Genomic DNA, 23,147 nt, shown 5'->3' with positions numbered 1-23,147 from the left:
TCAGCAATATTTCCTGTTTCATTGCCCTTGGTCAGTTGGCAAGACTGCCCTGTCTGCCCGGGCGGGTCGCCCGGGGGGCGCCTCTCCGGGGTCGTCGTGGACGCGGTCGGCGCGGATTCCCTACACTGTTCTCCCTTCGTGCCCCGTGCCGGGGCACCGGTCAGTCGAGGAGACGCCATGTTTACAGGCATCGTGCAGGGCACCGCCGAGGTGGTCGCCATCGAGGAGGCCGAGGCCTTCCGTACCCATGTGATCGCGCTGCCCGAGGCGCTGCGCCAGGGGCTCGAGATCGGGGCCTCGGTGGCCCACAACGGGGTCTGCCTCACGGTCACGGCCATCGACGGTGAGCGGGTCAGCTTCGACCTGATGCGCGAGACCCTGCGGGTGACCAACCTTGGTGCAGTCGAGGTGGGCAGCCGCGTCAATATCGAGCGGGCGGCCCGCTTCGGTGACGAGATCGGCGGCCATGCCATGTCGGGCCACGTGATGGCGGTGGCCGAACTGGTCGAGCTCGACGAGGCGCCCAACAACCGCCGGCTGTGGTTCGAGCTGCCCCATGCGCTGGGGCGTTTCCTGTTCGACAAGGGCTACATCGGCGTCGACGGCATCAGCCTGACCATCGGCGAGGTGCGTCCGGCCACCGCGGCCCACGGGCCGCGGTTCTGCGTCAACCTGATCCCCGAGACCCTGGCGCGCACCACCCTGGTGGACCGGGTGCCGGGGGATGGGGTGAACATCGAGATCGACCCCCAGACCCAGGCCATCGTCGAGACCGTCGAGCGGGTACTGGCGGCGCGGGGCATCTGAACGCAGCGGGTGGTTGACCGCTTCGTCAAGTCTGCGTTGGCGGCCCGGCTGGCGCCTGGCCCGGCCTTTGCTTATACAGGGGGAAGCGTCTGAATCGGCGGCCTTCCGGTCCCTCGCATCCCGTCGGGGATGCGGGTACCATAGGCCGCTTTTCTCGTGACCCTTCTCGCCCCCCAGGGACCGTCGCAACGTCCACGCGCGCAGGAATGAGCCCCATGAAGAGCCTGATCGACAAGCAGTTCAAGCTGACCGAGCACAACACCAGCATCAAGACCGAGGTCATCGCCGGGATCACCACCTTCCTGACCATGGCCTACATCATCTTCGTCAACCCCAGCATCCTCTCCGAGGCGGGCATGGACTACGGCGCGGTCTTCGTCGCCACCTGCCTGGCGGCGGCCGTGGGCTGCCTGATCATGGGGCTGTGGGCCAACTACCCGATCGCCCAGGCCCCGGGCATGGGCCTCAATGCCTTCTTCACCTACGGCGTGGTGCTGGGCATGGGCTACACCTGGGAGGCGGCCCTCGGTGCGGTCTTCTTCTCGGGCTTCTGCTTCTTCCTGCTGAGCATCTTCCGGGTGCGCGAGTGGATCATCAACTCGATCCCGCTCTCCCTGCGCCTGGGGATCGCCGCCGGTATCGGCCTGTTCCTGGCGATGATCGCGCTGAAGAACGCCGGCATCGTGGTCGCCAACCCGGCCACCTACGTCTCCCTGGGTGACCTCTCCGAGCCGGCGGCCATCTACGCGCTGCTGGGCTTCTTCGTGATCACCGCACTGGCCTACCTCAAGGTCACCGGGGCGGTGATGATCGGCATCCTCGGCATCACCGTGATCGCCATGGTGCTGGGCCACAACGAGTATGGCGGCCTGATGTCCATGCCGCCCTCCATCGCGCCCACCTTCATGGCGCTTGACCTCTGGGGCGCGCTGGATGTCGCCATGCTCAGCGTCATCTTCGCCTTCCTGTTCGTCGACCTCTTCGACACCTCCGGCACCCTGGTGGGCGTGGCCCATCGCGGCAAGCTGCTGGACAAGGACGGCAAGCTGCCGCGCATCGGCCGCGCCATGATGGCCGACAGCGGCGCCTCCATGGCCGGCGCGGTGCTCGGCACCTCGACCACCACCAGCTACATCGAGTCCACCGCCGGCATCGCCTCCGGCGGTCGCACCGGCCTGACCGCCGTGGTGGTCGCCGCGCTGTTCCTGATCAGCCTGTTCTTCGCCCCGCTGGCCGGCTCGATTCCCGCGTACGCCACCGCCGGCGCCCTGCTCTACGTGGCGGTGCTGATGGCCGGCAGCCTGGCCCATGCCAACTGGGAAGACCCTACCGACGCCGCGCCGGTGCTGATCGCCGCCCTGGCCATGCCGCTGACCTTCTCGATCGCCGAGGGCATCGCCCTGGGCTTCATCAGCTACGCTGCGATCAAGGCGCTCTCCGGTCGCTTCAAGGACCTGAACCCGGCGGTGATCGTGCTGGCGCTGCTGTTTGCCGCCAAGTTCCTGTTCCTCGACTGATCCACCGATTGCACCCACTCACCGAGACTCGACTTAATGAGCATCTACGGCGACTACATCAAGTCCGTGATCCGCACCGTCCCCGACTGGCCGCAGCCGGGGGTCAACTTCCGCGACATCACCCCGCTGCTGCAGAACAGCGCGGCCTTCCGCAAGCTGATCGACAGCTTCGTGCACCGCTACCAGGAGATGGACCTCGACGCCATCGCCGCCATCGATGCCCGCGGCTTCATCGTCGGCGCGCCGCTGGCCTACGAGCTGGGCTGCAGCTTCGTGCCGGTGCGCAAGAAGGGCAAGCTGCCGTTCCGTACCATCAGCGAGACCTACACCCTGGAGTACGGCGAGGCCGAGGTGGAGCTGCACTCCGACGCCTTCAAGCAGGGTGATCGCATCCTGATCGTCGATGACCTGATCGCCACCGGCGGCACCATGCTGGCCGCCGCCAAGCTGATCACCCGCAGCGGCGGCCAGGTGGTGGAGACCGCTACCATCGTCGACCTGCCGGACCTCGGCGGCTCCGAGCGCATCCGCGAGGCGGGCTACAGCGTCTTCGCCGTCTGTGCCTTCAGCGAGGACGAGTGACCATGAGCAGCAACCGCTACCACAAGCACTTCACCGTCTCCTGGGACCAGCTGCACCGCGACGTGCGCGAGCTCTGCCACCGGCTGGTGGAGCGCGACTTCAAGGGCATCGTGGCCATCACCCGCGGGGGACTGATCCCCGCCGCGCTGATCGCCCGGGAGCTCAACGTGCGGCTGATCGATACCGTGTGCATCAAGAGCTACGACCACATGGAGCAGGGGGGCCTCGACGTGATGAAGGGCGTCGACCACGATGGCGAGGGCTGGCTGCTGGTGGATGACCTGGTGGATACCGGCAAGACCGCGCGCAAGGTGCGCGAGATGCTGCCCCGTGCCCACTTCGTCACCATCTACGCCAAGCCCGAGGGCAAGCCGCTGGTGGACCAGTACCTCACCGAGGTGGCCCAGGACTGCTGGATCCAGTTCCCCTGGGACATGGGCGTAGCCTACGTCGAGCCGCTGGTCGACCAGGCCAAGCGCTGAGCCTTGAGGAGAGCCCCGTGATGGCCTGTCCGCTCCCCGACAGCTGGCAGCAGTGGCTGGGTGACGAGTTCGAGGCGCCCTACATGCAGGCGCTGCGCGACTTCCTGGCCGCCGAGAAGGCGGCCAGAAAGGTGATCTACCCGCACTCCGCGGACTGGTTCCGGGCCTTCGAGCTCACCCCGCTGGACGCGGTCAAGGTGGTGATCCTCGGCCAGGACCCCTACCACGGGCCGAACCAGGCCCACGGGCTCTGCTTCTCGGTGCGCGAGGGCGTGCGCGTGCCGCCGTCGCTGGCCAACATCTACAAGGAGCTGCAGGCGGACCTGGGCGTCACGCCGGTGGATCACGGCAACCTCGAAGCCTGGGCGCGCCAGGGGGTGCTGCTGCTCAACACCTCGCTGACGGTGGAGCAGGGCAACGCGGGGTCCCACCGCGGCCGCGGCTGGGAGACCTTCACCGACCGCGCCATCGAGGTCGTCAACGCCCATGCCGCCCCGTCGGTGTTCCTGCTGTGGGGCAGCCCGGCGCGGAAGAAGAAGGCGCTGGTCGACACCTCCCGCCACCTGGTGCTGGAGTCGCCGCACCCCTCGCCGCTCTCGGCCCACCGCGGCTTCTTCGGCAACCACCACTTCTCCCGGGCCAATGCCTTCCTGGTGGAGCAGGGCCGCACGCCCATCGACTGGCAGCTGCCCGAGGTACCCTGAGTCGCCTACAACTCGCGGCGGGATGCGGGTAGAATGGCCGGCAATTTGTCGGCCCGGTCCATGCGACCAAGGTCGGCCCTGTCTCCCGCCGCCCCAAGAGTGAAGAGGTCCGCCCATGAGCGTCCACGCCATCCAGCACCCCCTGGTCCAGCACAAGCTCGGCCTGATGCGAGAAGCCGGCATCAGCACCAAGAGTTTCCGCGAACTGGCCGGGGAGCTGGCCAAGCTGCTCACCTACGAGGCGACTCAGGACCTGGAACTGCAGACCCAGGAGATCGACGGCTGGAGCGGCGGCAAGATCCCGGTCAAGCTGCTCAAGGGCAAGAAGGTCACCATCGTGCCGATCCTGCGCGCCGGCCTCGGCATGCTCGACGGCGTGACCGACCTGATCCCCAGTGCGCGGATCAGCGTGGTGGGCCTCTACCGCGACGAGGAGACCCTCGAGCCGGTGCCTTACTTCGCCAAGTTCGCCAACGACCTCGACGAGCGCATGGCCATCGTCATCGATCCCATGCTGGCCACCGGCGGCACCATGGTGGCGACCCTGGACATGCTGCGCGAGCGCGGCTGCAGGCACATGAAGGTGATCGTGCTGGTGGCCGCCCCCGAGGGCATCAAGCGGGTCCAGGAGGCCTATCCGGACATCGAGATCTACACCGCCTCGGTGGATGACCACCTGGACGAGCACGGCTACATCGTGCCCGGCCTGGGGGATGCCGGCGACAAGATCTTCGGCACCCGCTGAGGCCCGACTGAGGCCCACGAGACAGACCAACGCCTCAGCCGCTCCGTCTTCGCCTCGCCCACGGGGCCGTGTTCATTCGTGAACATGGCCCTGTTTGCTTTTCGCCTCGTGTGTCGCCGCCCACGACTTCGCCTAAAGTATAAATGCGAAAATATCTCTTTATTTTCATAGGGTTGATGGCCGCTCATGGCGGATCGTCGGCGATTCTCGAATTTTCGTTAAGCAACATGGATGTCATCTTTGCGCGCCTGATCTATGGTGTTCGGACGTCGACATGATCGTCGTCATACAAAAACGAACAACCGAGACTCGCCATGTCATTGATCCTGGAAAATATCGATCTGACGGTCGGTGGCGCCACTCACGTTGCGGATGTGAACCTCGAGCTGGAACCCGGCTCCTTCAACGTCCTGCTGGGGCGCACCCTGGCCGGCAAGACGACCCTGATGCGGCTCATGGCCGGGCTCGACACGCCCACCCGCGGCCGCGTGCTGATGAACGGCCAGGACGTCACCGGGGTGTCGGTGCGGCGCCGCAACGTCTCCATGGTCTACCAGCAGTTCATCAACTACCCCTCGCTGAGCGTCTACGACAACATCGCCTCGCCGCTGCGGCTGGCCAGGGTGAGCAAGGCCGAGATCGACCGGCGGGTCCGCGAGACCGCCGAGATGTTGCATATCGAACATCTGCTCGATCGGCTGCCCCTGGAGCTCTCCGGCGGCCAGCAGCAGCGCACCGCCATGGGGCGGGCGCTGGTCAAGGATGCCGATATCGTGCTCTTCGATGAGCCGCTGGTGAACCTCGACTACAAGCTGCGCGAGGAATTCCGCGAGGAGCTGCGCACCCTGTTCAGCGAGCGCAACTGCATCGCCGTCTACGCCACCACCGAGCCGGCGGAGGCCCTGGCCCTGGGCGGCCACACCGCGGTGCTCCACGAGGGGCGCCTGCTGCAGTACGGACGCACCGACGACGTCTACCACCGCCCGCTGGATATCCTCACCGCCGAGATGTTCTCCGAGCCGCCCATCAACATCATGCGCGGCATCATCTCGGGGGCCGAGGTCACCTTCGACAAGCGCGTCCACTTCCCGCTCAACGACGACCTGCGCACCCTGGCGCCCGGCGAGTACCGCTTCGGCGTGCGTCCGGCGCATATCGCACTGGCGCCGCGCTCCGACGATGACATCGAGGTCGAGATGGAGGTCGACATGGCCGAGATCAGCGGCTCCGAGACCTTCCTGCACGTGCGCAATGCGCTGTTCCACCTGACCGTCCACCTCGAGGGGGTGCACGAGTTCACCCCCGGCCAGGCGGTCAGGCTCTACATCCCCACCCACAAGGTCTATGCCTTCGACCGTCAGGGTGCGGTGGTCCACATTCCGACCCACGCCGGGAGGGCATGAGATGGCCGAGATTACCCTGAAGGGCCTGGCCCACTCCTACCTGGCCGCACCATCCTCCCCCGAGGACTACGCCATCCGCGAGATGAACCACGTCTGGCACCAGGGCGGGGCCTATGCGCTGCTCGGCCCCTCCGGCTGCGGCAAGTCGACCCTGCTCAACATCATCTCGGGGCTGCTCGAACCCTCCAGCGGCGACGTGCTGTTCGATGGCGAGCGGGTCAATGCGCTGCCGCCCGAGGCACGCAACATCGCCCAGGTGTTCCAGTTCCCGGTCGTCTACGACACCATGACGGTCTACGACAACCTGGCCTTCCCGCTGCGCAACATCGGCACCCCCGCCGACAAGGTGCGCGAGCGGGTCCTTGAGGTGGCGGACGTCCTCGAGCTGACCCCCCAGCTCGGCCGCAAGGCCAAGAACCTCACCGCCGACGAGAAGCAGAAGGTCTCCATGGGGCGCGGCCTGGTGCGCGATGACGTCTCGGCGATCCTCTTCGACGAGCCGCTGACGGTCATCGACCCCCAGCTGAAGTGGAAGCTGCGCCGCAAGCTCAAGGAGATCCACCAGCGCTTCAACATCACCATGGTCTACGTCACCCACGACCAGCTCGAGGCGTCGACCTTCGCCGACAAAATCGCGGTGATGTACCAGGGCCAGGTGGTGCAGTTCGGCACCCCGCGGGAGCTCTTCGAGACCCCCAACCACACCTTCGTCGGCTACTTCATCGGCAGCCCCGGGATGAACTTCCTCGAGGTGGCGGCCCGCGACGGCCGGGTGATGGCCGGGGAGCTGCCCCTGGCCGTGCCGGAGGCGGTGCATGCGGCGGTGGCCGGCGCGGGCTCGGCCAGCGTCAAGCTGGGCATCCGGCCCGAGTTCGTCGAGGTGCATGCCGCCCCGGTCGAGGACGCCATGGAGGCCGTGGTGGAGGATGTCCAGGACCTCGGCACCTACGCCATCCTCTCGCTGCGGCTGGGGGATACCCCCTTCAAGGCCCGCATCGAGGAGGACGAGACCCTGCCGCGTGACAGGGCCTGGTTGCGCTTCCCGCTGGCGCGGCTCGGCCTCTATGTCGACGAGTTCCGCGTGGAGATTCCCCATGAATAACAAGATCTACAACAACCGCGCCTGGTGGTTGATCCTGCCCATGCTGCTGCTGGTGGCCTTCTCGGCGATCATTCCGCTGATGACCGTGGTGAACTACTCCGTCCAGGATGTCTTCGACGCCAACACCCGGTTCTTCACCGGCGTGGAGTGGTTCCAGGAGACCCTCAACAACCCGGCGCTGCAGGCCGCCCTGATGCGCCAGTTCGCCTTCTCGCTGACGGTGCTGGCCATCGAGGTGCCACTGGGTATCGGCATCGCGCTGCTGATGCCCAAGAAGGGCTGGCAGGCCTCGGCGATCCTGATACTCGTGACCATGCCGCTGCTGATTCCCTGGAACGTGGTGGGCAGCATCTGGCAGATCTTCACCCGTGGCGACATCGGCCTGATGGGCTGGGGCCTGCGCGAGCTGGGCTATGGCTACAACATCACCCGCAGCGCCGTGGATGCCTGGGGCACCATCATCCTGATGGATGTCTGGCACTGGACGCCGCTGATCGCGCTGCTCTGCTACAGCGGCCTGCGCTCGATCCCGGACGCCTACTACCAGGCGGCGCGCATCGACCGCGCCTCGCGCTGGGCGGTGTTCCGCTACATCCAGCTGCCCAAGCTCACCAACGTGCTGGTCATCGGCATCCTGCTGCGCTTCATGCACTCCTTCATGATCTACGCCGAGCCCTTCGTGCTGACCGGGGGCGGGCCGGGCAACTCCACAACCTTCCTCAGCCAGTCGCTGACCACCATGGCGATCGGGCAGCAGGACCTCGGCCCCTCGGCGGCCTTCTCGCTGATCTACTTCCTGATCATCCTGCTGGTCTGCTGGGTGTTCTACACGGCGATCATGAATCTCCAGAAGGACAAGCAACAGGACAAGGGGGCCTGACATGAACCAGCCGATTCCCACCACGCCGGAGGCGGTACGCAAGCAGGCCGCCGCGGCCGATGCCCGGCGCCGCCGCCAGGCCCGCCCGGTCTCCCGCCAATGGCGCCGCCGCGGCCTGATGACCCTCTATATCGTCTTCGTGCTGCTGCCGGTCTACTGGCTGCTCAACATGTCGTTCCAGTCCAACAGCGAGATCCTCGGGGCCCTGACCCTGTGGCCCCAGGACTTCACCCTGGAGCACTACGCCAAGATCTTCACCGATTCGAACTGGTACATGGGCTACGTGAACTCCATCGCCTACGTGCTGATGAACATGCTGATCAGCCTGGCCGTGGCCCTGCCGGCGGCCTACGCCTTCAGCCGCTATCGCTTCATCGGCGACAAGCACCTGTTCTTCTGGCTGCTGACCAACCTGATGGCGCCGCCGGCGGTGTTCCTGCTGCCCTATTTCCAGCTCTACTACACCGTCGGGCTGTTCGACACCCACGTGGCCGTGGCGCTGGCCCACTGCCTGTTCAACATCCCCCTGGCGGTCTGGATCCTCGAGGGCTTCATGAGCAGCGTGCCCAAGGAGATCGACGAGACGGCCTTCATCGACGGCTACAGCTTCCCGCGCTTCTTCGTGAAGATCTTCATTCCGATGATCAGCTCGGGGATCGGCGTGACGCTGTTCTTCCTGTTCATGTTCTCCTGGGTCGAACTGCTGCTGGCCAGCACCCTGACCGCCACCAGTGCCCAGCCCATCGGCTCGGTGATGACCCAGACCAAGGGCGCTTCGGGCATCGACTGGGGGGCGCTCTCCGCCGCCGGGGTGCTGACCATCCTGCCCGGCATCGTGGTGGTCTACTTCGTGCGCAACCATATCGCCAAGGGCTTCGCCCTGGGCCGGACCTGAGGAGGAAACCGTCATGGAATGGATGGTATGGACCACGCCCACCGCGATTTTCTTCTCCGCCATCGCCGCCATCCTGCTGGGGATGACGGCCTGGGAGCTCGCCTCGCCGACCGTCGAGCGCAAGGGCTTCCTGCCGATCGCCACCACCCGCGGCGACCGGCTGTTCATCGGGCTGCTCTGCGCCGCCTACATCCACCTGATGGTGGTGGGTTTCACCTCGATCAGCCTCTGGCTGGCCCTGGCCATCTCGATCCTGTGGCTCATGATCCTGATGCGCTGGGGCTGACAGAAACGCACGGAGCCGAATGACAACCGGTTCAAGGACGAACCCCCACAACCGAAGAGGTCAACATGAAAGCGACAACAATGCGACTCTCTCTGCTGGCGGCCGGCGTGATGCTGGCCAGCGGCGCCCTGCACGCCGACAACCACGACGCCCGCGCCATCGCCGAGCGGCTGGTCGACGAGCACTTCCAGAACTCGACGCTCTCCCGCGAGGAGCAGATCGAGGAGCTGCTGTGGTTCGCCGAGGCGGCCGAGCCGTTCCGCGGCATGTCCATCAGCACCGTGGCCGAGGGCCTGACCACCCATGTCTACGAGCGGGACGTGCTGGCCGAGGCCTTCAGCGAGCTGACCGGCATCGACGTCACCCACAACATCATCGGCGAGGGGGACGTGGTCAACAACATGCAGACCCAGATGCAGTCGGGTCGCAACATCTACGACGGCTACGTCAACGACTCCGACGCCATCGGTACCCATATCCGCTACGGCACCACCATCAATATCTCCGAGGCGATGGAGAACGAGTGGGCCGACTTCACCCTGCCTACCCTGGACCTGGACGACTTCATCGGCATCCAGTACACCACCGGCCCCGACGGCAGCATCTACCAGCTGCCGACCCAGCAGTTCGCCAACCTCTACTGGTTCCGCTACGACTGGTTCCAGCGCGAGGACCTCCAGGAGCAGTTCCGCGACATCTACGGCTACGACCTGGGCGTGCCCACCAACTGGACGGCCTACGAGGACATCGCCGAGTTCTTCACCGAGCACGTCGGCGAGATCGACGGTACCCGGGTCTACGGCCATATGGACTACGGCCGCCGCGACCCGTCGCTGGGCTGGCGCTTCCACGACTCCTGGCTCTCCATGGCCGGCATGGGCAGCCCCGGCGTGCCCTTCGGCAACCCGGTGGATGACTGGGGGATCCGCGTCGACGAGGAGAGCCGCCCGGTGGGCGCCAGCGTGACCCGCGGCGGCGGCACCAACGCGCCGGCCTCGGTGTTCGCCATGCAGAAGGCGGTCGACTGGCTTCGCGACTACGCCCCCGAAGAGGCCCAGGGCATGACCTTCGGCGAGGCGGGACCCGTGCCAGCCCAGGGCCAGATCGCCCAGCAGATCTTCTGGTACACGGCCTTCACCGCCGACATGACCGATCCGGGCCTGCCGGTGACCGACGACGAGGGCAACCCGCTGTGGCGCATGGCGCCGTCGCCCACCGGTCCCTACTGGGAGGAGGGCATGAAGGTGGGCTATCAGGACGTGGGCTCCTGGACCTTCTTCGACTCCACCCCGGAGGATCGCCGCACCGCTGCCTGGCTGTTCGCGCAGTTCACCACCGCCAAGACCGTCTCGCTGGAGAAGCTGATGGCTGGCCTGACGCCGATCCGCGAGTCGGACATCTTCTCCGAGCAGATGAGCGAGATGGCCCCGAAGCTGGGCGGCCTGGTGGAGTTCTACCGCAGCCCCAACGAGTCCAACTGGACGCCCACCGGCACCAACGTGCCCGACTACCCGCGCATGGCGCCGCTCTGGTGGCAGAACCTGGCGCCTGTGATCAGCGGTGAGATCTCGCCCCAGGAAGGGCTGGATAACCTGGCGGGTGACCTGGACAGCGTGATGGCGCGTCTGGCTCGTGCCGGGGTCTTCGAGGTCTATGCGCCGCAGCTCAACGAGGAGCGTGACGCCGAGTACTGGCTCTCCCAGCCGGGCGCCCCCAAGGCGAAGCTCGACGACGAGATGCCCCAGGGCACCACCGTGCCCTACGACGAGATGATGGAGGCGTGGATGGCGGCCGGCACACGGTAACAGGCGACCGGTGGGCGGTTCGCCGCCCGCCAACCTCCCGGCACTACCGGGATCAGCAACGTGTGACCGGTTGCCCGAACGGGACCCAGGCCCCGCTCGGTCATGCCGAGCGGGGCCCCGTTTTTTCAGGAAGGGCTTTCAGGAAGGGCAAGAGATGCAACTCAGACAGAACAACCTGCGCAAGCTGCCCCGGCGCTGCTTCGACGTCCTGGTGGTGGGCGGCGGCATCAACGGGGCCTCCGCGGCGGCCGCGCTGAGCGGCAAGGGGGCTCGGGTGGCGCTGATCGACAAGGGCGACTTCGCCGGCAGCACCAGCATGCACTCGTCGAACCTGGTATGGGGCGGCATCAAGTACATGGAGAGCGGCGACTTCGCCCTGGTGCGCAAGCTCTGCCGCAGCCGCAACCACCTGATCAGGAGCTATCCCTCCTCGGTGCAGGAGATCCGCTTCCTCACCACCATCAACCGGGGCTTTCGCCACCACCCGCTGGTGCCCTGGGCGGGCACCTGGCTCTACTGGCTGATGGGCAACGCCTTCACCCGCCGGCCCCACTACCTGAGGCCGGCGGCGCTCCACGTCCGGGAGCCGATCATCGACATCGGCTCGGCGGTGGGGGGCTTCGAGTACTCCGACGCCTACCTCCATGACAACGATGCGCGCTTCGTCTTCAACTTCGTGCGCGCCGCCCTGGACTTCGGCACCGTGGCGGCCAACTACGTCGAGTACCTGGAGTCTCGCCGGGAGGAGGGCGTCTGGATCACCCGGGCTCGCGACGCGATGACCGGCGATACCTTCGAGATTCGCTCGCGGGTGCTGATCAATGCCGCCGGTCCCTGGGTCGACCAGCTCAACCAGCGCGCCGGGCAGCGCACCGACCACCACCATGTCTTCTCCAAGGGGATCCACCTGATCGTGCCGCGGCTCACCGACAGCCGACGGGTGCTGGCCTTTTTCGCCGACGACGGACGGCTCTTCTTCGTCATTCCCATGGGGCCGCGTACCTGCATCGGCACCACCGATACCCGGGTGGAGTCGCCCGAGGTCGAGGCCACGGAGGCGGACATCCGCTTCGTGCTGGACAACATCAACAAGCGCCTGGCGCTTCCCAAGCCGCTGGAGGCGTCGGACATCATCGCCACCCGCTGCGGGGTCAGGCCGCTGGCCGTGAAGCCCAGCGGCGGCGGCGAGCGGGACTTCCTCAACCTGTCGCGCAAGCACGCCATCGACCTCGACCGCCAGCGTGCCCACCTCAGCATCTTCGGCGGCAAGCTCACCGACTGCCTCAACGTGGGCGAGGAGGTGGTCGAGGCGGTGCGCGGCCTGGGCATCGAGGTGCCCTATCCCCGCCAGCGCTGGTACGGCGAGCCGGACGCCTCGGTGCGCGAGGCCTTCCTGCACCAGGCCCGGCTGATGGAGCTGGACGCGATGACTGCCGATCACGCCTCCGAGCCGCTCAGCCAGCGGCTGTGGCGGCGCTACGGTTCCCAGGCCTTCGAGATGCTCGAGGCGATCCGCCAGGACGAACGCCAGGCCGAGGTGCTGATCGAGGGCACCGAGTACCTGCGAGTGGAACTGGAACAGGCCCGGCGCCGGGAGATGGTGACCCGCCTGGAGGACTTCCTGCGCCGGCGCTCCAAGGTCTCGCTGGTGGTGTCGGAGGCGGCCATTCGTCGCTCGCCCGGCCTGCAGGAGGCCTGCGACATCCTGTTCGGCGACCAGGCCAGCGAGCGGCTCGAGGAGTACCTGCAGGGGGCATCGCCCGAGCCCCGTGAGAAGCGGGTGGAAGAGGGCGGGTGAGGGCCCATCGTGCCGGCGGGCGCGGGCTGCTAGAATGCCGCGCGTTTCCCTCACCCTGACTCCCTGGAGCCCCCATGACTGATACCTCGGCGGCCGCCCGACCCGCGGCCGAGTCGCCCCTCAGGACCCTGCTCACCGGCGCCCAGATGCTCTTCGTGGCCTTCGGCGCCCTGGTGCTGGTGCCGCTGCTCACCGGCCTGGACCCCAGCGTCGCGCTGTTCACCGCCGGGGTCGGGACCCTGGTGTTCCACGGCGTGACCCGCGTCACGGTGCCGGTGTTCCTGGCCTCGTCGTTCGCCTTCATCGCGCCGATCCAGGGCTCGGTGGCCAACTTCGGCATCCCGGCCACCATGGGCGGGCTGATGGCCGCCGGCCTGGTCTACGTGGCGATCTCCCAGGCCGTGCGCCTCAAGGGCACCGCCTGGCTGCATCGGCTGCTGCCGGCGGTGGTGGTGGGGCCGGTGATCATGGTGATCGGCCTGGCCCTGGCGCCGGTGGCGGTGAGCATGGCCACCGGTGAGACCAGCGACCACATCGGCTATGGCCCGGCGATCTTCCTCTCCATGGTCAGCCTGCTGGTGACCCTGGTGCTGGCGGTGTTCGGCCGCGGGCTGGTCCGGCTGATCCCGATCATGGGCGGCATCGTCACCGGCTACGTGCTGGCGCTTGCGATGGGCCTGGTGGACTTCTCCCCGGTGCGCGAGGCGGCCTGGCTGTCGATGCCCGCCTTTACCGCCCCGAGCTTCCACTGGGCGGCGATCCTGTTCATGATCCCGGTGGCCATTGCCCCGGCGGTGGAGCACATCGGCGACATGGTGGCCATCGGGTCGGTCACGCGGAAGAACTACCTGGAGAAGCCCGGCCTGCATCGCACCCTGCTGGGCGACGGCCTGGCCACCTCCACCGCGGCGTTGTTCGGCGGCCCGCCCAACACCACCTACTCCGAGGTGACCGGGGCGGTGACCCTGACCCGCGCCTTCAACCCGAAGATCATGGTGGTGGCGGCCTGCATCGCCGTCGGCCTGGCCTTCGTGGCCAAGCTAGGGGCCCTGCTGCAGACCATTCCCGGGCCGGTGATGGGCGGCATCATGACCCTGCTGTTCGGCTCCATCGCCGTGGTGGGCATGAACACCCTGGTGCGCGCCGGCCATTCGCTGACCGCGCCGCGCAACCTGGTGGTGATCTCGCTGATCCTGGTGTTCGGCATCGGCGGCATGCAGTTCGGCGGCGGCCAGTTCACCCTGCAGGGCGTCAGCCTGGCTGCCCTGGTGGGCATCCTGCTCAACTGGGTGCTGCCCGGCGCCGAAGAGGACGAGTGACGCTCAGGCGTGGTGCTGCTCCTGCCCGCCGTCCGAGAAGGTCGGCGGGGTGCTGGCGCTGACGATCACGCACTCGCGGTCGCCCACGTTGCGGAAGCGGTGGGGCAGCCGCGAGTCGAAGTAGTAGGCGTCTCCCTCGCCCAGCACCGCCATCTCGCCGCTCACGGTGATCTCGATCTCCCCGGCGATCACCACTCCGCCTTCCTCGCCATCATGCTCCAGCATCTCCACGCCGGTGTCGGACCCGGGCGGATAGCGCTCGTGGATGATCGACATGCGGCGGTCGGGCTGGCGGGCGGCCACCAGCCGCCAGGAGAGGTGGCCGTCGCCGATCTCGGTGAGCTCGCCGGCGCGGTAGAAGGGACGCGGCGGGCTCGGCTCGTCGCCGGCGAAGAAGGCGCTGATCGACACCGGCAGGGCGTCGAGGATCTTCTTCAGCGAGCTCACCGAGGGGCTGACGCTGTTCTGCTCGATCAGCGAGATGGTGCTGTTGGTGACGCCGGCCCGCTTGGCCAGCTCGCGCTGGGAGAGGCCGCGGGCGAGGCGCAGCTGGCGCAGCCGGGCGCCCACGTCGAATCCTGCTTCCATGGTCGGTCCTGTCAAGAATAGTGCACACATGATACCGGCAACGGCCCCCGGCGGTAAGCCGTGGCCTTGACCCGGATCAGCGCGGCGGCGCCTGGGGCGGCGCGGCGTGGCACGCTCCGGCCGGCTCAGGCATCATGAGGGCAGGACACTATCACGACCGGACCGGGGAGGTCACAGGCCCTCATGATCACGCAGGACGAGCTCACCGGGATGATCCTGGCCGGCGGCCAGGGGCGGCGCATGGGCGGCCGCGACAAGGGGCTGGTGACCTTCGCCGGCCGGCCGCTGGTGGCCCATGTGCGCCAGCGCCTCGAGGGGCGGGTCAGGGAGGTGCTGATCAATGCCAACCGCCACCTGGACGACTACCGGCCGCTGGCCGACCGGGTGATCGTCGATGCCGAGACCGGCTACCAGGGACCGCTGATGGGCATCTACAGCGGCCTGCGCGCGGCCACCACGCCCTGGCTGCTGGTCGTGCCCTGCGACACCCCGGCGCTGCCGGCGGACCTGGTCGAGCGGCTGGTCGCGGGGCTCGGCGATGGCGACATCGCGGTGGCCGACGACGGCGAGCGCCTGCACCCGGTGGTCGCGCTGATCCGCACCTCGCTGGCCGATGACCTGGCGGCGGCGCTGGCCGCCGGCGAGCGCAAGATCGACCGCTGGTACGCCCGCCACGCCTGGCGGCGGGTGGACGTCTCCGACTGCCCCGAGGCGTTCGCCAACCTCAACACCGATGACGAGAAACGGCGCCTGGAAACGGCGCTCGGCAAGGAGTCACCGACCCCATGAGTCACGCCAGTCAACCGGGGCTGCCCCTGGATGAACGCCTGCCGCTGCTGGGCATCGCGGCCTGGAGCGGCACCGGAAAGACCACCCTGCTCGAGCGGCTGCTGCCGTGTCTGCGCGATCGCGGCCTGCGGGTCGCGGTGATCAAGCATGCCCATCACGGCTTCGACGTCGACCAGCCCGGCAAGGACAGCCACCGCCTGCGCCAGGCGGGGGCGACCCCCATGCTGGTGGCCTCCCGCCACCGCCTGGCGCTGATGATGGAGACCCCGGGGCAGGAGGAGGCGGACCTCGCCCAGCTGGTCGAGATGGTCCGCCTCCAGACTCCGGACCTGGTGCTGGTGGAGGGCTTCAAGGCCTGGCCGCTGCCCAAGCTGGAACTCCATCGCCCGGCGGTGGGCAAGCCGCTGCGCGTGGCCGAGGACCCCTGGGTGCGGGCGGTGGCCAGCGATGCCCCCCTGGCGCTGCCGGCGGGGGTCGAGGCGCTGGACATCAACGACCTGGAGGCCGTGGCCGACTGGGTGGCGGCCTGGCCGGCGCGCTGGCCGGACGAGCGCCGGCCGCGGCCGACCCCGGTCGGGGAGCCGGCCCCATGACCCTCTCCTGCTTCGAGCTGGGCGAGCGGATGCTCGAGGTCGAGGCGGCCCGGGAGGCGGTGCTGGCGCTGGCCGAAGGGGCGCTGCCCGCCGAGACCCTGCCGCTGGCCGAGCTCCATGGCCGGGTGCTGGCCGAGGCGGTGGTCTCGCCCCGGGACGTGCCACCCGCGACCAACGCCGCCATGGACGGCATCGCCCTGGCCTGGCCCGAGGCGGCCGAGCGACCGGCCGACTGGCGGCGCGTGGCCGAGGTCTTCGCCGGCCGGTATCATGCGCAGGCGCTGGCGCCCGGCGAGTGCGTGGGGATCACCACCGGGGCGCCGCTGCCGCCCGGCGCCGACACCGTGATCATGCGCGAGCAGCTCACTGAGACGGCGGCCGGGGAGGGCGTGCGGGTCTCGGTGGCGCGTCCGGAACGCGTGCGGCGCGGCCAGAACGTGCGCCGGGCCGGCGAGGATATCGCCCGCGGTGCCCTGGCGCTGGCCGCCGGCACCCGACTGGGCGCCGCCGAGCTGGGCCTGCTGGCCTCCCTGGGAGTCGACCGGGTGGCGGTACGCCGGCGCCCCCGGGTGGCGCTCTTCTCCACCGGCGACGAGGTCACCGCGCCGGGCGAGCCGCTCCCGCCGGCCGCCATCTTCGATGCCAACCGCTACAGCCTGATCGGGCTGGTCACCGAGCACGGCGGCGAGGTGCTCGACCTCGGTATCCTGCCCGACGACCGGGCGGCGCTCTCCGCGGCCCTGGCGACGGCCAGCGCCGAGGCCGACCTGGTGATCACCAGCGGCGGGGTCTCGGTGGGCGATGCCGACTTTACCCGCGAGGCGCTGGCCGATCAGGGCGAGCTCGGCTTCTGGAAGATCGCCATCCGCCCGGGGCGGCCGCTGGCCTGCGGCCGCCTGGGGGCACGCCGCGTGCCCTTCCTGGGGCTGCCCGGCAACCCGGTGGCGGTGATGGTGACCTTCCTGCAGTTCGCCGCGCCGCTGCTGGCGCGCCTGCAGGGGCGCCCCGTCACGGCGCCGCGCCGGCTGGCCGCCATCGCCGACCACGACATGGCGAGCCGGACGGGGCGTGTCGACTACCTGCGCGGGGTCTACCGCTGCGACGCCGAGGGGCGGCTGCGGGTCGCCAGCACCGGCGCCCAGGGCTCCGGCATCCTCTCCTCCATGGTCGTGGCCAACTGCCTGATCGAGATCACCACCGAGCGCGAGGCCGTCGGCCAGGGCGAGGTGGTGGCCATCCAACCCCTTTTCCGACTCCCGTGAGGCGTTTCCCATGTCACTGACCCATCTCAATGCACGCGGCGAGGCCCATATGGTGGACGTGGCCGACAAGCCGGAGAGCCGGCGCGAGGCCACGGCCAGCGGGCGGATCCGCATGAAGCCCGAGACCCTGGCGCTGCTGGCCGAGGGCGGGCTGCCCAAGGGGGATGTGCTGGCCACGGCCCGCATCGCCGGCATCCAGGCCGCCAAGCGCACCCATGAGCTGATCCCGCTCTGCCACGCCCTGGCGCTGTCGAAGGTGGCCATCGACTTCCGCCTGGACGAGGCCGCCTCCTGCGTCGACGTCACCGCCACCTGCCGCCTCAACGGCCGCACGGGGGTGGAGATGGAGGCGCTGACCGCGGTCTCCGTGGCCTGCCTGACCCTCTACGACATGTGCAAGGCGGTGGACAAGGGCATGGAGATCGATGCCATCCGGCTCGAGACCAAGACCGGCGGCAAGTCCGGCGACTATCGGCGCGAGGCCGGCGAGGGAGGAAGCGAGGCGGACGAGGCGGCGTCGCCGATCGTCACCGGCCAGGGGCACGGAGGCCAGGTCTCGCTGGGTTCCCGCTGCGACATCGCCACGCCCTGCATCCGCGTCAAGTGTCTCGCCGAGCTGCGCGAACGGCTCGGCGTCGGCGACATCTCGGTGCCGCTGGACAGCCTGACCAGTGCCGACGTGGCCGGGCTCAAGGCAGCGCTCAAGGCCCAGGACCCGCGCTTCTCGCGACTCGACGAGGGGCGGGTGCTGTGTGCGGTGAACCAGGTGATGGCCGGCGATGCCACGCCGATCACCAACGAGGACGAGGTCGCCTTCTTTCCCCCGGTGACTGGAGGGTGAACATGATTCGTGTCCAGGAGGCGCCGTTCGATGCCGGCGCCGAGCAGCAGGCGCTGCTGGCCGGGCGCACCGATATCGGTGCGGTGGTCAGCTTCACCGGGCTGGTGCGTGACTTCAACGAGACCCCCGAGGTCACGGCCCTGACCCTCGAGCACTATCCGGGCATGACCGAGTCGGCGCTGGCCGGCATCGTCGACGAGGCCCGCGAGCGTTGGCCGCTGGATGGCGCCACCGTGATCCACCGGATTGGACGCCTGGCCCCCGGAGACCCTATCGTGTTGGTAGTCGTGGCGAGTGCCCACCGTCGCGCGGCGTTCGAGGCCTGCGACTTCATCATGGACTACCTCAAGACACGCGCCCCCTTCTGGAAGAAAGAGCACGCCACCGGGGGCGACTACTGGGTGTCGGAGCGTGAGTCCGACCAGAAGGACGCTCGCCGCTGGCAGCAATGAGCTGGGAGAGATCGCAATGACAATACCCCCGGAACTGATCGATGACTTCGGCAGACGGGTGCGCTATGTGCGTATTTCGGTCACCGACCGCTGCGACTTTCGCTGCGTCTACTGCATGAGCGAGGAGATGACCTTCCTGCCGCGCGCCCAGGTGCTGACCCTGGAGGAGCTGGCGCTGGTCGCCCGGGCCTTCGTCGAGCTGGGGGTGGAAAAGGTACGTCTGACCGGCGGCGAGCCCCTGGTGCGTCGCGACATCGGCACCCTGGTGGAGCAGGTCGGCGCGCTGCCCGGCCTGCGGGATTTCGCCATGACCACCAACGGCGCCGGCCTCGGCAAGCACGCCGAGCGCCTGCGCCAGGCGGGGCTGAAGCGCCTCAATATCAGCCTGGATTCCCTGGATCCCGAGCGTTTCCGGGCGCTGACCCGCACCGGGGACCTCGATCGCGTCATCGACGGTATCCGTGCCGCCAGGGCGGCCGGCTTCGAGCGCATCAAGCTCAATGCGGTGATCCTCAAGGGGCGCAACGACGACGAGGTGCTTGACCTGGTCGACTTTGCCCGGGAAGAAGGCCTCGACATCAGCTTCATCGAGGAGATGCCGCTGGGCGATGTCTCCGACCACCGCCGTGACGAGACCTACTGCTCCAGCGACGAGGTCCAGGCGCTGATCGAGGCGCGCTATCCGCTGTTGCCCACCACCGAGACCACCCTGGGCCCCTCGCGCTATTTCCGCATGGCCGACAGCGAGAGCCGGGTCGGCTTCATCTCGCCCCATAGCCACAACTTCTGCGCGACCTGCAACCGGGTTCGGGTCACGGTGGAAGGGCGCCTGCTGCTCTGCCTGGGCAACGAGCACTCCGTCGATCTGCGCGCCGTGCTGCGCCGCCACCCCGGTGATATCGACGCCCTCAAGCGGGCGATCGTGGCGGCCATGCCGCTGAAGCCCGAGCGCCACCATTTCACCACCGACGGCGATGTCCAGGTGGTGCGCTTCATGAACATGACCGGCGGGTGAGTCTCACCCGCCCGCTTCTTCCGCTTCCCCGACGGCGCCCTGTGGCGCCGTCTTCATTGGATCATTGCCCCCTTTTTCACCAACCCTTCTGTCGGGAATGACAGACGACTTTCCTTGCCAAGGGACGATGTGTGCATATACTTTCTCCTTACACAAAGAGGAAATACCCGTCTCATTTACCCGGCTATGGAGGGGGCAATGTCCAGCGAATCCCTGGAGCGCATCGCTCGCAACAAGAACGTGGCTCGCGCCGCGGCACGCCAGCTCAGCATGGAACAGCTGCACAAGCTGGCCGAAGTGATCGGCGAGGTCATCGAGCAGAAGAAGGACGAGGAGCGTCAGCGCCAGGAGGAGGAAGTCCAGAAGGAGCGCAAGCTGGCGGAGATCCGTGAGGCGATCAACGACGCCGGGCTTTCCCTGGATGACCTGGTCACCGAGCAGCCCCGTCGCAAGCGGGGACGCCCGCCGAAGAACGCCAGCAAGGCGTGACGCCTGTGGTCATGTGAAGGTCAGCTGTGAAAGCCAGCTGTGAGAGTCAGTAGAGTCCGCAAGGCCGCTCCCCGGAGCGGCCTTTTTCTGCGCTCAGAGATCGCTGTGGGAAGGGGCTTCCACGGCGAGGATCTGCAGGTGGATCTCCGGCAGCCGCCGCAGGTGATCGGCGAGCCAGGCCAGCAGCTTCGGCTGCAGGGCCAGGCGCAGTTCGGCGAGGGTATCGACCCGCAGGTGCTCCAGCACGTCATCCAGCCAGTCGCTGAAGGCGTCCTCGTCGATGGGGCTCGCCTGGCTGGCATCGAGCATCAGTCGCCCGATACGGGTCCAGCCTCCCGCCTCGGTGACGGTGACCGACAGCGCGAGGTAGAGGCTGCCATGCCGTGCGCCGCCGGCCGCACCGCCGAGGCCGGGCATCGGTCCCACGGCGTCCTGGCTGACGATGCAGGGCGGCTGGGGGTGGCGGGAGACGCGGCTCAGGCCCTCGGCGTCGAGGCGGATCAGGTCGCCGTTGAGTGGCACCAGGGGGGCCCGGATGCCGAGTGATTCGGCCAGCTCGCGATGGGCCTGCTGGTGGCGCGGTTCCCCGTGCACCGGCAGCAGGTGGCGTGGCCTGATCCAGCCGTAGAAGGTGCGCAGCTCCTCCTGGGCGGGATGGCCCGAGGCGTGGAGCTCGGGGTGGCTGAACTCGTCGAGCAGGATCACGCCCAGCTGGCGCAGTCCGGCCTTGAGCCGCTCGATCAGCAGTTCGTTGCCGGGGATCGCCTTGGCCGAGAAGATCACGCTGTCGCCGCTGCCCAGCTCGAAGGCGGGGTGGCGGCCGCGGGCCAGGCGGTGGAGGGCGGCGCGGGGCTCGCCCTGGCTGCCGGTGGCGATCACCAGCACCTCCTCGGGGGGCAGGTAGCCGAGGTCGCTGGTCGGCACCAGGGGCGGGAAGTCATCCAGGTAGCCGAGCCCGCGGGCCACCCCCACCATGCGCTCCATGGAGCGCCCCATCAGGCTGACCCGCCGGCCGCAGCGCTCGGCGGCGCGGCCGATGGCCAGCACCCGGGCCAGGTTGCTGGCGAAGCAGGAGACCACCACGCGCCCCTCGCAGCGGGCGATGGTGTGTTCCAGGGCCTGGGCCACCTCACCCTCGCTGCGCGAATGGCCGGGGAGGGGGGCGTTGGTGGAATCGCCCACCACCAGGTCCACCGGCGCGATCGCCCGGAAGGTCGCGGCGGAGATCGGCGGCCCGATCAGCGGCTCGGGGTCGAGCTTCCAGTCGCCGGTGTGCAGCACCCGGTGGTCGCCGGCGGCCACCAGCAGGGCACAGCTCTCGGGGATCGAGTGGGTCAGCGGCAGGTAGCGCAGGATGAAGGGGCCGACCTCCAGCGCCTCGCCGGGCTCGATGACCCGGATGGCCTCGGTGGCGAGTCCGCGCTCGGCGAACTTCGCCCGCAGCAGGCCGGCGGCCAGCGGCGTGGCATGGATGGGGCAGCCCCATCGGGGCCACAGCCAGGCCGCGGCACCGATATGGTCCTCGTGGCCATGGGTGATGATCAGGGCCCGGGGGGTGATCTCGAGGGTCGCGAGGGTGTCCAGGTTGGGCACCTGCAGCGGACTGTCGGGCAGGTCCTGGCGGATCATCATGCCGCAGTCCACCGCGATCCAGCTCTCCTCGGCGCCCCGCTCCCCGAAACCGTAGAGGCTGAGGTTCATCCCGATCTCGCCGCAGCCGCCCAGGGGGAGGAAGTGCAGGGGAGGGCGGCGGCGGGGGCGGATCTGGACTCTGGGCTGTGGCATCGGGGGGGCGCGGACTCGGAAAGTGTGACATCACTATACGGGATGGCCGCGTGGCGTCACAACGCGCCGGGGGCAAGGGTGTCTGAACCTTCTGTTTTCGCTACACTGTCGCACCCCCGACGACAGCCGCTCAGAGTCACGACATGTCACACTACTACCGCCTGGTGGTCTCCTGCCCCGACCGCGTGGGGATCGTCTCCCGGGTCTCCGGGTTCATCGCCGGACACGGCGGCTCCATCACCGAGGCGAGCCAGCACTCCGACCTGGAGACCGGCCGCTTCTTCATGCGCTACGAGATCCTGGCCGACTCCATCGGCATGCCGCCCGAGGCGCTGCGCGAGGCCTTCGCGCCCATCGCCCGCGAGTTCGAGATGCACTGGCGGCTCACCGATACCCGCCTGCGCCCCCGGGTGGTGCTGATGGTCTCGAAGGAGTCCCACTGCCTGGTGGACCTGCTCTACCGCTGGACCGCCGGCGAGCTCGACTGCGATATCGCCGCGGTGATCTCCAACCATGAGGCCATGCGCGGCCTGGTGGAGTGGCACGGGATTCCCTACCACCACGTGCCGGTGCTGCCCGAGCAGAAGCAGGCGGCCTTCGACGAGGTGCAGCGACTGGTGGACGAGGTGCGGGCCGACTGCGTGGTGCTGGCCCGCTACATGCAGATCCTGCCGCCGGCCGTCTGCGAACGCTACGCCGGCCGGGTGATCAATATCCACCACAGCTTCCTGCCCTCCTTCGCCGGGGCCAAGCCCTACCACCAGGCCTACGAGCGGGGCGTGAAGCTGATCGGTGCCACCTGCCACTATGTCACCGAGGAGCTCGATGCCGGGCCGATCATCGAGCAGGACATCCACCGGGTGAGCCACTGCCATACCCCCGACGACCTGGTGCGCTTCGGCCGCGACGTGGAGAAGGCGGTGCTGGCCCGGGGCCTGCGCTGGCACCTGGAGGACCGGGTGCTGATCCATGGCAACAAGACGGTCGTGTTTGCCTGACCGGACAGTG

The 23,147-nt window shown here is 68.4% G+C and carries 24 protein-coding genes; 22 read left to right on the top strand and 2 right to left on the bottom strand.

Going from position 1 to position 23,147, the window contains the following annotated elements:
• Positions 1-177: 177 nt before the first annotated feature.
• The 14 genes from BDK63_RS09685 (at position 178) to BDK63_RS09620 (ending at position 14,325) form a co-directional block, all read left to right on the top strand.
• Positions 178-807, top strand: coding sequence for a riboflavin synthase subunit alpha (locus BDK63_RS09685; protein ID WP_183331331.1), 630 nt, complete (start codon positions 178-180; stop codon positions 805-807).
• 215 nt (positions 808-1,022) lie between these two features.
• Positions 1,023-2,324 (top strand): NCS2 family permease, encoded by a 1,302-nt coding sequence (locus tag BDK63_RS09680; protein WP_183331329.1) that lies wholly within the window; start codon positions 1,023-1,025, stop codon positions 2,322-2,324.
• A 36-nt stretch (positions 2,325-2,360) separates the two neighbouring features.
• On the top strand, positions 2,361-2,906 hold the full coding sequence (locus BDK63_RS09675) for an adenine phosphoribosyltransferase (RefSeq protein ID WP_183331327.1): 546 nt from the start codon (positions 2,361-2,363) through the stop codon (positions 2,904-2,906).
• 2 nt (positions 2,907-2,908) lie between these two features.
• A complete protein-coding gene (gene gpt / locus BDK63_RS09670) occupies positions 2,909-3,388 on the top strand; it encodes a xanthine phosphoribosyltransferase (protein ID WP_183331324.1) in 480 nt (159 codons plus the stop codon).
• Between the two features lie 20 nt (positions 3,389-3,408).
• Positions 3,409-4,092, top strand: coding sequence for a uracil-DNA glycosylase (gene ung, locus BDK63_RS09665; protein WP_183331322.1), 684 nt, complete (start codon positions 3,409-3,411; stop codon positions 4,090-4,092).
• A 115-nt stretch (positions 4,093-4,207) separates the two neighbouring features.
• The gene (gene upp / locus BDK63_RS09660; protein ID WP_183331320.1) at positions 4,208-4,837 is read left to right on the top strand and encodes a uracil phosphoribosyltransferase; all 630 of its coding nucleotides are present in this window, start codon (positions 4,208-4,210) and stop codon (positions 4,835-4,837) included.
• A gap of 314 nt (positions 4,838-5,151) precedes the next feature.
• Positions 5,152-6,240 (top strand): ABC transporter ATP-binding protein, encoded by a 1,089-nt coding sequence (locus tag BDK63_RS09655; RefSeq protein ID WP_183331318.1) that lies wholly within the window; start codon positions 5,152-5,154, stop codon positions 6,238-6,240.
• 1 nt (position 6,241) lies between these two features.
• A complete protein-coding gene (locus BDK63_RS09650; protein WP_183331316.1) occupies positions 6,242-7,342 on the top strand; it encodes an ABC transporter ATP-binding protein in 1,101 nt (366 codons plus the stop codon).
• A complete protein-coding gene (locus BDK63_RS09645) occupies positions 7,335-8,222 on the top strand; it encodes a carbohydrate ABC transporter permease (protein WP_183331314.1) in 888 nt (295 codons plus the stop codon). Before BDK63_RS09650 ends, BDK63_RS09645 begins: the two co-directional genes overlap by 8 nt.
• A 1-nt stretch (position 8,223) precedes the next feature.
• Positions 8,224-9,117 carry a carbohydrate ABC transporter permease gene (locus BDK63_RS09640; RefSeq protein WP_221202574.1) on the top strand — a complete coding sequence of 298 codons (894 nt, stop codon included), beginning with the start codon at positions 8,224-8,226 and terminating at the stop codon, positions 9,115-9,117.
• A 13-nt stretch (positions 9,118-9,130) separates the two neighbouring features.
• Positions 9,131-9,403, top strand: coding sequence for a DUF2160 domain-containing protein (locus tag BDK63_RS09635; RefSeq protein ID WP_183331312.1), 273 nt, complete (start codon positions 9,131-9,133; stop codon positions 9,401-9,403).
• 65 nt (positions 9,404-9,468) lie between these two features.
• Positions 9,469-11,208, top strand: coding sequence for an ABC transporter substrate-binding protein (locus BDK63_RS09630; RefSeq protein WP_183331310.1), 1,740 nt, complete (start codon positions 9,469-9,471; stop codon positions 11,206-11,208).
• Between the two features lie 154 nt (positions 11,209-11,362).
• Positions 11,363-13,006: a glycerol-3-phosphate dehydrogenase/oxidase gene (locus BDK63_RS09625; protein ID WP_183331308.1), complete on the top strand. Its 1,644-nt coding sequence runs from the start codon at positions 11,363-11,365 to the stop codon at positions 13,004-13,006.
• Between the two features lie 74 nt (positions 13,007-13,080).
• Positions 13,081-14,325, top strand: coding sequence for a uracil-xanthine permease family protein (locus BDK63_RS09620; RefSeq protein WP_183331306.1), 1,245 nt, complete (start codon positions 13,081-13,083; stop codon positions 14,323-14,325).
• 3 nt (positions 14,326-14,328) lie between these two features.
• Here the strand turns inward: BDK63_RS09620 and BDK63_RS09615 are convergent, their stop codons facing one another.
• Complete coding sequence (locus BDK63_RS09615) at positions 14,329-14,913, bottom strand: cupin domain-containing protein (protein ID WP_183331304.1); 585 nt, start codon at positions 14,911-14,913, stop codon at positions 14,329-14,331.
• 183 nt (positions 14,914-15,096) lie between these two features.
• Here BDK63_RS09615 and mobA point away from each other — a divergent pair, with 183 nt between their 5' ends.
• From mobA to BDK63_RS09580, 7 genes are all read left to right on the top strand, one after another.
• Positions 15,097-15,702 (top strand): molybdenum cofactor guanylyltransferase MobA, encoded by a 606-nt coding sequence (gene mobA / locus BDK63_RS09610; protein ID WP_183331302.1) that lies wholly within the window; start codon positions 15,097-15,099, stop codon positions 15,700-15,702.
• A complete protein-coding gene (gene mobB / locus BDK63_RS09605) occupies positions 15,699-16,295 on the top strand; it encodes a molybdopterin-guanine dinucleotide biosynthesis protein B (RefSeq protein WP_183331300.1) in 597 nt (198 codons plus the stop codon). The genes mobA and mobB overlap by 4 nt, the downstream gene beginning before the upstream one ends.
• Entirely contained in the window at positions 16,292-17,557 is a 1,266-nt protein-coding gene (gene moeA / locus BDK63_RS09600) for a molybdopterin molybdotransferase MoeA (RefSeq protein ID WP_183331298.1), read from the top strand. The genes mobB and moeA overlap by 4 nt, the downstream gene beginning before the upstream one ends.
• Before the next feature lie 10 nt (positions 17,558-17,567).
• Positions 17,568-18,398, top strand: coding sequence for a cyclic pyranopterin monophosphate synthase MoaC (gene moaC, locus BDK63_RS09595; RefSeq protein ID WP_183331296.1), 831 nt, complete (start codon positions 17,568-17,570; stop codon positions 18,396-18,398).
• Between the two features lie 2 nt (positions 18,399-18,400).
• On the top strand, positions 18,401-18,850 hold the full coding sequence (moaE, locus tag BDK63_RS09590; protein WP_183331294.1) for a molybdopterin synthase catalytic subunit MoaE: 450 nt from the start codon (positions 18,401-18,403) through the stop codon (positions 18,848-18,850).
• Positions 18,851-18,872: 22 nt separating this feature from the next.
• Positions 18,873-19,865: a GTP 3',8-cyclase MoaA gene (moaA, locus tag BDK63_RS09585; protein ID WP_183331453.1), complete on the top strand. Its 993-nt coding sequence runs from the start codon at positions 18,873-18,875 to the stop codon at positions 19,863-19,865.
• Positions 19,866-20,063: 198 nt separating this feature from the next.
• Positions 20,064-20,354, top strand: a complete 291-nt coding sequence (locus tag BDK63_RS09580) for an H-NS family histone-like protein (RefSeq protein WP_183331292.1) — start codon at positions 20,064-20,066, stop codon at positions 20,352-20,354.
• Positions 20,355-20,447: 93 nt separating this feature from the next.
• Here the strand turns inward: BDK63_RS09580 and BDK63_RS09575 are convergent, their stop codons facing one another.
• Positions 20,448-22,055 (bottom strand): ribonuclease J, encoded by a 1,608-nt coding sequence (locus BDK63_RS09575; protein WP_183331451.1) that lies wholly within the window; start codon positions 22,053-22,055, stop codon positions 20,448-20,450.
• Between the two features lie 227 nt (positions 22,056-22,282).
• Between BDK63_RS09575 and purU the strand changes: the two genes are divergently transcribed.
• Positions 22,283-23,137 (top strand): formyltetrahydrofolate deformylase, encoded by an 855-nt coding sequence (gene purU / locus BDK63_RS09570; RefSeq protein WP_183331290.1) that lies wholly within the window; start codon positions 22,283-22,285, stop codon positions 23,135-23,137.
• The last annotated feature ends 10 nt before the right edge of the window (positions 23,138-23,147 follow it).

The organism is Halomonas campaniensis, assembly GCF_014193375.1.
GTDB lineage: Bacteria > Pseudomonadota > Gammaproteobacteria > Pseudomonadales > Halomonadaceae > Halomonas > Halomonas campaniensis.
The sequence above is the reverse complement of the archived record's forward strand: the minus strand, read 5'-3'. Positions and strand labels throughout refer to the sequence as shown.

What these genes read in the sequence shown, in the direction of transcription:
- BDK63_RS09685 (WP_183331331.1), top strand. Translation starts at nt 178, where the DNA reads ATGTTTACAGGCATCGTGCAGGGCACCGCCGAGGTGGTCGCCATCGAG.
- BDK63_RS09680 (WP_183331329.1), top strand. Translation starts at nt 1,023, where the DNA reads ATGAAGAGCCTGATCGACAAGCAGTTCAAGCTGACCGAGCACAACACC.
- BDK63_RS09675 (WP_183331327.1), top strand. Translation starts at nt 2,361, where the DNA reads ATGAGCATCTACGGCGACTACATCAAGTCCGTGATCCGCACCGTCCCC.
- gpt (WP_183331324.1), top strand. Translation starts at nt 2,909, where the DNA reads ATGAGCAGCAACCGCTACCACAAGCACTTCACCGTCTCCTGGGACCAG.
- ung (WP_183331322.1), top strand. Translation starts at nt 3,409, where the DNA reads ATGGCCTGTCCGCTCCCCGACAGCTGGCAGCAGTGGCTGGGTGACGAG.
- upp (WP_183331320.1), top strand. Translation starts at nt 4,208, where the DNA reads ATGAGCGTCCACGCCATCCAGCACCCCCTGGTCCAGCACAAGCTCGGC.
- BDK63_RS09655 (WP_183331318.1), top strand. Translation starts at nt 5,152, where the DNA reads ATGTCATTGATCCTGGAAAATATCGATCTGACGGTCGGTGGCGCCACT.
- BDK63_RS09650 (WP_183331316.1), top strand. Translation starts at nt 6,242, where the DNA reads ATGGCCGAGATTACCCTGAAGGGCCTGGCCCACTCCTACCTGGCCGCA.
- BDK63_RS09645 (WP_183331314.1), top strand. Translation starts at nt 7,335, where the DNA reads ATGAATAACAAGATCTACAACAACCGCGCCTGGTGGTTGATCCTGCCC.
- BDK63_RS09640 (WP_221202574.1), top strand. Translation starts at nt 8,224, where the DNA reads ATGAACCAGCCGATTCCCACCACGCCGGAGGCGGTACGCAAGCAGGCC.
- BDK63_RS09635 (WP_183331312.1), top strand. Translation starts at nt 9,131, where the DNA reads ATGGAATGGATGGTATGGACCACGCCCACCGCGATTTTCTTCTCCGCC.
- BDK63_RS09630 (WP_183331310.1), top strand. Translation starts at nt 9,469, where the DNA reads ATGAAAGCGACAACAATGCGACTCTCTCTGCTGGCGGCCGGCGTGATG.
- BDK63_RS09625 (WP_183331308.1), top strand. Translation starts at nt 11,363, where the DNA reads ATGCAACTCAGACAGAACAACCTGCGCAAGCTGCCCCGGCGCTGCTTC.
- BDK63_RS09620 (WP_183331306.1), top strand. Translation starts at nt 13,081, where the DNA reads ATGACTGATACCTCGGCGGCCGCCCGACCCGCGGCCGAGTCGCCCCTC.
- BDK63_RS09615 (WP_183331304.1), bottom strand. Translation starts at nt 14,913, where the DNA reads ATGGAAGCAGGATTCGACGTGGGCGCCCGGCTGCGCCAGCTGCGCCTC.
- mobA (WP_183331302.1), top strand. Translation starts at nt 15,097, where the DNA reads ATGATCACGCAGGACGAGCTCACCGGGATGATCCTGGCCGGCGGCCAG.
- mobB (WP_183331300.1), top strand. Translation starts at nt 15,699, where the DNA reads ATGAGTCACGCCAGTCAACCGGGGCTGCCCCTGGATGAACGCCTGCCG.
- moeA (WP_183331298.1), top strand. Translation starts at nt 16,292, where the DNA reads ATGACCCTCTCCTGCTTCGAGCTGGGCGAGCGGATGCTCGAGGTCGAG.
- moaC (WP_183331296.1), top strand. Translation starts at nt 17,568, where the DNA reads ATGTCACTGACCCATCTCAATGCACGCGGCGAGGCCCATATGGTGGAC.
- moaE (WP_183331294.1), top strand. Translation starts at nt 18,401, where the DNA reads ATGATTCGTGTCCAGGAGGCGCCGTTCGATGCCGGCGCCGAGCAGCAG.
- BDK63_RS09580 (WP_183331292.1), top strand. Translation starts at nt 20,064, where the DNA reads ATGTCCAGCGAATCCCTGGAGCGCATCGCTCGCAACAAGAACGTGGCT.
- BDK63_RS09575 (WP_183331451.1), bottom strand. Translation starts at nt 22,055, where the DNA reads ATGAACCTCAGCCTCTACGGTTTCGGGGAGCGGGGCGCCGAGGAGAGC.
- purU (WP_183331290.1), top strand. Translation starts at nt 22,283, where the DNA reads ATGTCACACTACTACCGCCTGGTGGTCTCCTGCCCCGACCGCGTGGGG.